This is a genomic window from Rhodococcus daqingensis (assembly GCF_042665615.1).
GTDB classification, from domain to species: domain Bacteria; phylum Actinomycetota; class Actinomycetes; order Mycobacteriales; family Mycobacteriaceae; genus Rhodococcus_G; species Rhodococcus_G daqingensis.
This window is the reverse complement of sequence record NZ_JBHTCS010000008.1, coordinates 47,238-55,423: the sequence shown is the minus strand read 5'-3', so window position 1 is coordinate 55,423 and position 8,186 is coordinate 47,238. Positions and strand designations below refer to the sequence as shown.

Here is an 8,186-nt window from a genome sequence, read left to right as displayed (position 1 = left end):
TGCCGTTCGTCGCGGGCGCGGCGGTGCCGTTCGTCGGGGCGGGCGCCGCGGGCACCGTGGGGGTGCTCACGCCGTTGCCGGCTCCGGAAGCATCGGGCGTGTAATCGGTGAGGAATTCGTGCCAACTCGCGTCGACGGATGCCGGGTCCTTTTGGAACCTCTGGTACATCTCGTCGACCAGCCACTGGTTCTGTCCGAATTGTGACGTAGAACTGCTGCTCACGGCAGGTGTTCGCCTCGTTTCTCTCTTGGTCCCAGATCAGCGCGGATAGACCTGAGGCTAGCCCCCATCTGTGACGGGCGCGCACCGGGCGCCCGTCGAGTGAAGTACATCACTTCAGGCCGCCGGGTTCACTACTATCGATGACGGTTAGTCCTCGCGAATTATTCCCGGCCTGGCTCTGCGCTGCATCCCAGAGGCGCTCATAGTGACCACCGGCACGCCGCAGCTCGCCGTGCCGCCCGCACTCCACGATCCGTCCGTCGTCGATCACGACGACGAGGTCGGCCTGCGCGGCGGTCGCGAGGCGGTGCGCCACGATGACGGCGGTCCGGCGGCGGGTGAGCAGCCTGCCCGCCTCGAGCACGGTTCGCTCGGTCGCGGGATCCAGGGTCGCGGTGGCCTCGTCGAGCAGCAGCAGGTCGGGGTCGACCAGCTCGGCGCGGGCCAGGGCGATCAGCTGTCGCTGCCCGGCGGACAGGCCCTGACCGCGTTCCCCGATCGGCTGGAACATCCCGCCCCGGAAGCCGGCGATGGTGTGCAGTGCCCCGACCGCGCGGGCCGCGGCGACGATCTCGTCGCGAGTGGCGTCGGGCCTGCCGTAGGCGATGTTGCTCGCGACGTCCCCGGAGAACAGGTGCGCCTCCTGGGGGACCACGCCGAGCCGGCCGCGGTACCGGTGCAGCGGATAGGACCGCAGGTCGACGTCGTCGACGCGGACCGAGCCCTCGGTCGGGTCGTAGAACCTGGCGAGCAGCTTGACCACGGTCGACTTGCCTGCGCCGGTCTTGCCGACGAGGGCGACGGTGCGTCCGGACTCGATCCGCAGGTCCACTCCGCTCAGCGCGTCCCGTTCGGCGCCGCTGTAGCGGAAGCTCACCCCCGCGAAGGCGACGTCGCCGCGCAGGTGGCCCTCGATGGGAACGATGTCGGATTGGGTCGCGGTCTCGATCGAGCCGGCTTCCTCTAGAGAGCTGGACGTACGCAGGAGGTCGCCGATGCGGCTCAGGCCGACCCTGGCCTGCTGATAGCCGTCGAACACCTGCGAGAGCTGCTGGATGGGCCCGAACAACAGCCCCAGGTAGAGCACGAACGCCACGAGCGTCCCCGCGGTGGCGTCGCCGCCGGCCACCTCGCGGGCGCCGACCAGCACGACCGCGGCGAGCGCCAGGTCCGAGAGCAGCGTGATGAACGGGAAGAAGATCGAGATCGCGAGCTGCGAACGCATCCGGCTGCGCCGATAGCTGTCTGCCCGCTCCGCGAAGCGTTCGGCCGCGAAGTCCTCGCGCCGATACGCCTGGGCGGCGCGCAGGCCGGCGATGTTCTCCTGGAAATCGGCGTTCACGAGCGAGATGCGCTCGCGTGAGACCGAGTACGCGACGGAGGACACTCGCCGGAAGACCAGTGTGGCGACGATCAGCGGCGGCACCACCGCGAGGGCGACGAGCGCGAGGACGACATCCGTGAGCAGCAGCGCCACCGAGATGCCGACGACGGTGAGCACACTGACCACGGCCGTGGACAGGCCGGTCTGGAGGAACGTCGACAAGGCGTCGACGTCGGTGGTCATCCGGGTCATGATCCGGCCGGACAGCTCGCGCTCGTAATAGTCGAGCCCGAGCCGCTGCAGGTGGGCATAGCTGCGCACCCGCAGGCCGTAGAGAACCTTCTCTCCGGCCCTGGCGGTGATCACCGTCATCACCGCGACCACCGCCCAGTTGGCGGCCACCAGCGTGACGCCCGCGAGCGTCGCCCACCACAGCGCCGACGGCTGGTCGGGGACCACACCCTGATCGATGGCGAACTTGACGATCGACGGGAACACCACGCCCGCCAGCGAATCGAGCGCGAGGCAGGCGATCACCGCGGCCAGGATCCAGCGGACCGGCCGCAGCAGCGACGACAGGCGGAAGTCGCGGTCGGGCTCGCGCAGGCTCACCTCGTCCATCCGCGGGTCCTCGACGGCGGGTGGCAGTGCCCGGACCGCCGCGCGCAGCTCGGGGGTGGCCGCGACATCGCCGAGGGCGCCGGCCATCGGTCCGCCGCCACCGCCACCGCCACCGCCGCGGCCCGGGGCGCCGCCGTGTCCGTGCCCGGCCGGCGGGGCCCCGTTGTCGGCAACGACCGCGTCGAGCTCGGCAAGGGGCACGGTCTCGGGCCACAGTTGCGCGTCGGTGGGTTCGGGTCCGGTGGGCACCGGCGTCGGGTCCGAGTGCGCGCCTTCCGGATCCGGGTCGGCGAGCAGCGCCCGGAACAACGGACAGCGTGCGTCGAGCTCGGCGATCGTCCCGCTGTCGATGATCCGGCCGTCGTCGAGGACGGCGACCCGGTCCGCCAGGGTCAGCGTCGAGCGCCGGTGCGCCAGGATCAGCGTGGTCCGATCGCGCTGCGAGCGCAGGGTGTCGAAGATCGCGGCCTCGGTGGCGGCGTCGACGGCGGAGGTGGCGTCGTCGAGGATGAGCAGCTGCGGTGCGACCAGCAGCGCCCGGGCCAGCGCGACCCGTTGTCGCTGACCGCCCGAGAGGGTCAGCCCCCGCTCGCCGACGACGGTGTCGTATCCGTCCGGCAGCGCCTCGATGAACTCGTCGGCCTGCGCCATCTTCGCCGCCATCGCGATCTCCTCGGCACTCGCGTCGGACCGGCCGAGCGCGATGTTGGCGGAGATGGTGTCGGAGAACAGGAACGGCTCGTCGAAGACCAGCCCGACGGCCTCGCGCAGCTGATCGCCGCGCAGGTCGGCCACGTCGAATACCTGCCCCTCCACGGTGAGTCCCACACTGCCCGCGGCGGGGGCGTAGAAGCGGGGGAGCAGCAGCGACAGTGCGGTCTTGCCGGCGCCGGCCCGGCCGACGACGGCCACCGTCTCACCCGGGGCGAGGTCGAGGTCGAGGTCGCGCAGCACGTCGCGCCCCGGCTCGAAGCCGAACGTGACCCCGCGCAGCCGGACACCGATCGGTCCGGACGGCAGGGGGACCGGGTGCGCGGGGTCCGCGACCGCCGGCTCGGTGTCGATCACCTCGTAGACCCGTTCGACGGCGGCACGGGACAGCTGGGCCATGATCACCACGGACGACAGGAGCCGGGTGACGTTCGACATCGTCGCGACGTAGGTCGCGAAGGCGAGAAAGGTGCCCACGGAGATCGAGCCGCCCAGCGCCAGCGCGCCGCCGAGGGCGATCACCCCGACCAGGCCGAGTTGGGGCAGCGCGGCCATCGTCGGGGTGAATCGGGAGTTGATCCGGGCGGCCCGCATCCGCTCCGCGTACAGGTCGCGGCCGAGATCCTCGAGGCGTTGTACGGCCCTGGCCTCCTGACCGAAGCCCTTGACCACGCGGACCCCGGTGACGGTTTCCTCGACATGCTGGGCGAGGTCGGCGGCACGTTGCTGGGCCGACCAGGTGGCCGCGAACAAGGTGGGCCGGATCCGCCAGACCACCAGCGACACCGCCGGGACCACGAGCAGCGCGACGACGGTGAGCAGCGGGGAGAGGTACGCCATCACCACGACCGTGAGCAGGAACTGGATCAGCGCCCCCGCGGACAACGGGACCATGGCGAGCAGGCCCTGCACCAACTGCAGATCCGTGATCGAGCGGGACACCACCTGCCCGGTGCGGATCTGGTCCTGGCCGGCGCCGTCGAGGCGTTGCAGCGAGCCGAGCAGCCCGAGCCGGAGGTCGTGCTGCACGTCGATGGAGAGCCGCCCGGCGAGCATCCGGCGGCCGAACTGGCAGCCGAACCGGACCACGGCCAGCGCCGCGATGGTCGCGGCGACGGTCGCGATCATCTCGGTGGCGCCGCTGGTGGCGTCGTCGATCGCGATCCGGGTCAGGAGCGGGAACGAGATGTCGATGATCGCGGCGATCACCGTGACCGTGAGCGCGCCGAGCACGACGGTCCGGTGGGCCCAGCATTCGGCGGCCAGCCGACGTATCCAGCCGCGTTCGTTCTCCGAGTTCGCCATCGAAAACCACGGTAGCCCCGGGGTCCGACGCGAGTGTTTCAGGCCTATGTGATGTCGCGGGCCCGCGTCAGCCACCAGCCGAGGCCGCCGGACAGCGCCGCCCAGGCCAGCAGGGCCACCGGCGCGAGCGGCCACGGCGCGGTGTCGGCGAGTCCGTCGGTGGCCGCGCCCAGCACGGTGGACAGGGTGAGCGCGCCGGGCAACCACGGCACGACCGATCCGGCGCCGAACCCCGCGAGGACCGTGCCGACGATCATCTCGCCCACCGGATACCAGGCGAGCAGGGCGATCGCGGCGCCGACAGGGGATGCGAACGCCAGCCCCAGTCCGGCCCCGAGCAGTGACCAGGCGACCGATGTCAGCACCCCGGTCGCGAGCAGTCCCGTCAGCGAGCCGTCGAAGTCCGCGGCGCCGCCGAACGCCGTCAGGCAGATCACCGCGACGGCCAGGGCCGCGATCGCGTACAGCCCTCCGAACGCCGCCGTCACGATCAGTTTCGCGGCGAGCACCCGATCCCGGCCCGAGGCGGTGAGGAAGGTGGGAGTCAGTGTGCTGAACCGGAATTCGGTGCCCGTGTTCACCGCCCCGAACACGCCTGCGAACAGCGCGACCCACCCGATCGTGATGAAGAGCCCGACGTTCGCCGCGCTGGTGGTCAGTTCCGCGTCGATGGTGGCGAGGCTGTCGTCGACGGCCGCGAAGATCACCCCGGAGAAGAGCGCGACCGCCAGCGGTGCGATCGCGAGGGCCCACCAGAAGCGCAGCGTGGTGACCTTGCGCAGTTCGGCGGTGAGCAGTGCGGTCATCGCGGACCCCCGTACGCCTGGCCCTGCGGGTACCCCGCCGCGTACCGGCCGGAGGTCATCGACAGGAACACCTGCTCGAGGTCGACCGGCTCGGCGGTCGCGCCGAAGATGCGGACCCCGGCAGGATGGGCGATGGCCGCGATCGTGTCGAGTTCCGCGCCGGTGACGGCGAGGCGGCCGTCGGGCAGCACCTGGGCATCGGTGATGCCGGTGGCGGCCAGGGCGATCGCCAGGGTCGCGGGATCGGAAGCGGCGACCAGGACCCGGCCCTGACGCGAGCGTCGCAGTTCGTCGAGGCCACCCTGGTAGACGAGGCGGCCCTCGCTCACGATCACGAGGCGGTCGACGGTCTGCTCGACCTCACGGAGGACGTGGCTGGAGACGAGGACGGTGCGGCCGGATCCGGCGAACGCCCTGAGGAAATCGCGCAGCCACGCGATGCCCTCCGGGTCGAGGCCGTTCGCGGGCTCGTCGAGGACGAGGATCTGTGGGTCGCCGAGCAGTGCGGTCGCCAGCGCGAGCCGCTGGCGCATGCCGAGCGAGAAGGTGCCGACCCGCTGGTGTGCGGACTGTTCGAGCCCGACCAGCGCCAACACCGCTCGCGCGCGGGAGTCCGGTAGCCCGATCGCGGCCGCGTAGACGAGCAGGTGTCCGAGCGCGGCGCGGTTCGGGTGCAGGCTCAGCGAGTCGAGGACCGCGCCGACCACCCGGGCGGGCTGCGCGAGTTCCGCGAACGGCACACCGGTGACGGTGGCGCTGCCCGCGGTCGGCCGCACCAGGCCGAGCAGCATGCGCAGCGTGGTGGTCTTGCCCGCGCCGTTCGGGCCGAGGAACCCGGTTATCGATCCCTGCGGCACGGTGAAGCTCAGATCGGACACGGCGTCAACGGTTTTGAACCGCTTGCTCAGCCCGCTGGCCTCGAGTGCCGCCGGGTATCCCACTGCGCTCATGCCGTGCCCTCCCTCCGTGATTGGCGTCAGCCTATCCGCGGAGGGAGGGGCGGGCCGATCGCCCGCGCGGTTTCAGTTCTGCAGGCCGAGCGCCGTGGCGAGCGCGGTGAGGGCGGGCAGCTGGTCGCCGTCGACGGGGAGCGCCTGGATGGCGACATGGTTTGCGCCCGCGTCGAGGTGTTCGGTGAGGCGGGCGGCGATCGCGGCGGCGTCGCCGTGCGCGACGAGGGCGTCGATCACCCGGTCGCTGCCGCCGTCGGAGAGTTCGGCCTCGGTGAATCCGAGCCGGGTGAGGTTCGCGATGTAGTTCTGTAGGTGCAGATACGGGTTCTCCACGACGGGGCGGCCGATCGCCCTTGCGGCCGCGGCGTCGGTGTCGAGCACGATCTTGTGCTCGGGCGCGAGAAGTGGTTCGGGGCCGAGCAACTCGCGCGCTTCGCGGGTGTGCTCGGGTGTGGTCAGGTAGGGGTGCGCGCCCGCGGTGCGGTCCGCCGCGAGCCTGAGCACGCGCGGTCCGAGGGCCGCGAGGACGCGGCGCCCGGCGGGGACCCCGGCCGCGTCGAGTTCGTCGAGATAGGAGACGAGTGCCTGGTAGGGCTTCGCGTAGACCTGTCCGGAGTGCTCGGGATGACCGGCGCCGATGCCGAGCAGGAACCTGCCCGGGTGGCGCGCCTCCAGTCGGTGGAACGACGCGGCGACCTCGGCGGCGGGGGAGACCCAGATGTTGGTGATCCCGGTGGCGACGGTGAGACCGGTGGTCGCGTCGAGCAGGGACTCGGCGGTCGCGAGGTCCGCGGGTGGGGAGCCGCCGAGCCAGACGGTGCCGTAACCCAGTCGTTCGAGCGCCTGCCCGAACTCGGGAGTCGCAAAGTACGCGGGCTGCCACACACCGATTCGGCCGAGGTCTGGGGTTTCTTCGATGACGCTCATGGGCTCTCCGTCCGATTGGCTCGCCATAGGGGTGCTTTGCGCAACCTCGCGACGCGGGAGTTCATTCCGGCAGCTGATTCGGCGATTCTCGGCGGGTCGTAGCCTGCTGGTCATGGTGGTTACCGGGGGCAACGATCGGCTGCTCGTGCTGCGGGCGAGCCTCACGCTGGCGGTCGCGATGGGGCTGGGCCGGTTCGCGTTCACGCCGATCCTGCCGTTGATGGCGGACCAGGCGGGCCTGACCGCGGAGTCCGCCGCCACCCTGGCGACGGCGAACTACCTCGGCTACCTGGTCGGCGCGGTGGTGGCGATCTTCGCGCACTGGATTCCCAGGAGCCGCCCGGCATTACGGGTGTCGCTGGTGTTGCTGGTCGCGACGCTGGCGTTGATGCCGGCGGCCGAGTCGATGTCGCTGTGGCTGACCCTGCGGTTCCTGGCGGGCGTCGCCAGCGCGGTGCTGTTCGTGTACACCGCGCGGGTGGCGCATCAGCAGGTCACGGGCGGCGGGGACGGTGTCGGCTGGGTGTTCGGTGGGATCGGGGCCGGCATCGCGCTGTCCGGCTGCGCGCTGCTCGCGCTGGGGTCCGGCGGATCATGGCGGGTGAGCTGGCTGGTGGTGGCCGTGCTGGCGGCGGTGCTGGCGCTGTTCGCGTGGTCGCTGCCCGGTGGTGATCCCGCGACCGCTGCCTCGGCGGGCCGGGCGACGCCGGTGTCGCGCCGGGACCGGACGAGGTTCGCCTGGCTGATGTCGGCGTACTTCTGCGAGGGCGTCGGCTACATCGTGTCCGCGACCTTCATCGTCGCCGCGGTGGCGTCGATCGGAACGTCGGCCTGGCTGGGGAGTGCGGTGTGGATTGCGGTCGGGTTGGCCGGACTGCCGTCCTGTGTGCTGTGGATCAGGCTGTCGCGCAAGCACTCCCGGGTGGCGATGCTCGCGGTGGCGTACGCCGTCCAGGTGGCCGGGGTGGCGGCCTCGGCACTCTTCGACTCCACGGTGGTGCAGTTGGTCGCTGCGCTGGCCTTCGGCGGCACGTTCATGGGGATCGTGATGCTGACGCTCGCGGAGGGCACGGAACTGGTGGGCCCGCGTGCCCCCGCCATCGGCACGGCGCTGTACGGGCTCGGCCAGGTGCTCGGCCCGCTGATGGTGGCTCCGTTGCTCGACACCGGCTACTCGAGGTCCCTGGCCGTCGCGGCCGGAATCCTTGTGCTCGGGTTGGCGTTCGTGGTGCCGCTGTTGAGGGCCGGGCGGGTGGAAGCGCCGGAACCCGAGCAGGTCATCTCACGCTGAAACCCCATTCCTGTCGGCCCTCAGG

At 71.4% G+C, this 8,186-nt stretch carries 6 protein-coding genes; 1 reads left to right on the top strand and 5 read right to left on the bottom strand.

Annotated features, from left to right (window positions below; genetic code table 11):
* The 5 genes from ACFQS9_RS04460 to ACFQS9_RS04440 all read right to left on the bottom strand — a co-directional run.
* Window positions 1-223, bottom strand: a 223-nt coding sequence (locus ACFQS9_RS04460; protein ID WP_378401988.1) for a 2-oxoglutarate dehydrogenase E1 subunit family protein, incomplete at its 3' end; no start/stop codon positions are given.
* Between the two features lie 109 nt (window positions 224-332).
* Window positions 333-4,184: an ABC transporter ATP-binding protein gene (locus tag ACFQS9_RS04455; RefSeq protein ID WP_378401986.1), complete on the bottom strand. Its 3,852-nt coding sequence runs from the start codon at window positions 4,182-4,184 to the stop codon at window positions 333-335.
* A 44-nt stretch (window positions 4,185-4,228) separates the two neighbouring features.
* Window positions 4,229-4,990 (bottom strand): ABC transporter permease, encoded by a 762-nt coding sequence (locus ACFQS9_RS04450; protein ID WP_378401985.1) that lies wholly within the window; start codon window positions 4,988-4,990, stop codon window positions 4,229-4,231.
* Window positions 4,987-5,940, bottom strand: a complete 954-nt coding sequence (locus ACFQS9_RS04445; protein WP_378401983.1) for an ABC transporter ATP-binding protein — start codon at window positions 5,938-5,940, stop codon at window positions 4,987-4,989. The genes ACFQS9_RS04450 and ACFQS9_RS04445 overlap by 4 nt, the downstream gene beginning before the upstream one ends.
* A 72-nt stretch (window positions 5,941-6,012) precedes the next feature.
* Window positions 6,013-6,870: an LLM class F420-dependent oxidoreductase gene (locus ACFQS9_RS04440; RefSeq protein WP_378401981.1), complete on the bottom strand. Its 858-nt coding sequence runs from the start codon at window positions 6,868-6,870 to the stop codon at window positions 6,013-6,015.
* A 112-nt stretch (window positions 6,871-6,982) separates the two neighbouring features.
* Between ACFQS9_RS04440 and ACFQS9_RS04435 the strand changes: the two genes are divergently transcribed.
* The gene (locus tag ACFQS9_RS04435; protein ID WP_378401979.1) at window positions 6,983-8,161 is read left to right on the top strand and encodes a YbfB/YjiJ family MFS transporter; all 1,179 of its coding nucleotides are present in this window, start codon (window positions 6,983-6,985) and stop codon (window positions 8,159-8,161) included.
* Window positions 8,162-8,186: the final 25 nt, after the last annotated feature.

Excerpts from the sequence above, each read along its gene's own strand:
- ACFQS9_RS04450 (WP_378401985.1), bottom strand. The coding sequence starts at position 4,990 with ATGACCGCACTGCTCACCGCCGAACTGCGCAAGGTCACCACGCTGCGC.
- ACFQS9_RS04435 (WP_378401979.1), top strand. The coding sequence starts at position 6,983 with ATGGTGGTTACCGGGGGCAACGATCGGCTGCTCGTGCTGCGGGCGAGC.
- ACFQS9_RS04455 (WP_378401986.1), bottom strand. The coding sequence starts at position 4,184 with ATGGCGAACTCGGAGAACGAACGCGGCTGGATACGTCGGCTGGCCGCC.
- ACFQS9_RS04445 (WP_378401983.1), bottom strand. The coding sequence starts at position 5,940 with ATGAGCGCAGTGGGATACCCGGCGGCACTCGAGGCCAGCGGGCTGAGC.
- ACFQS9_RS04440 (WP_378401981.1), bottom strand. The coding sequence starts at position 6,870 with ATGAGCGTCATCGAAGAAACCCCAGACCTCGGCCGAATCGGTGTGTGG.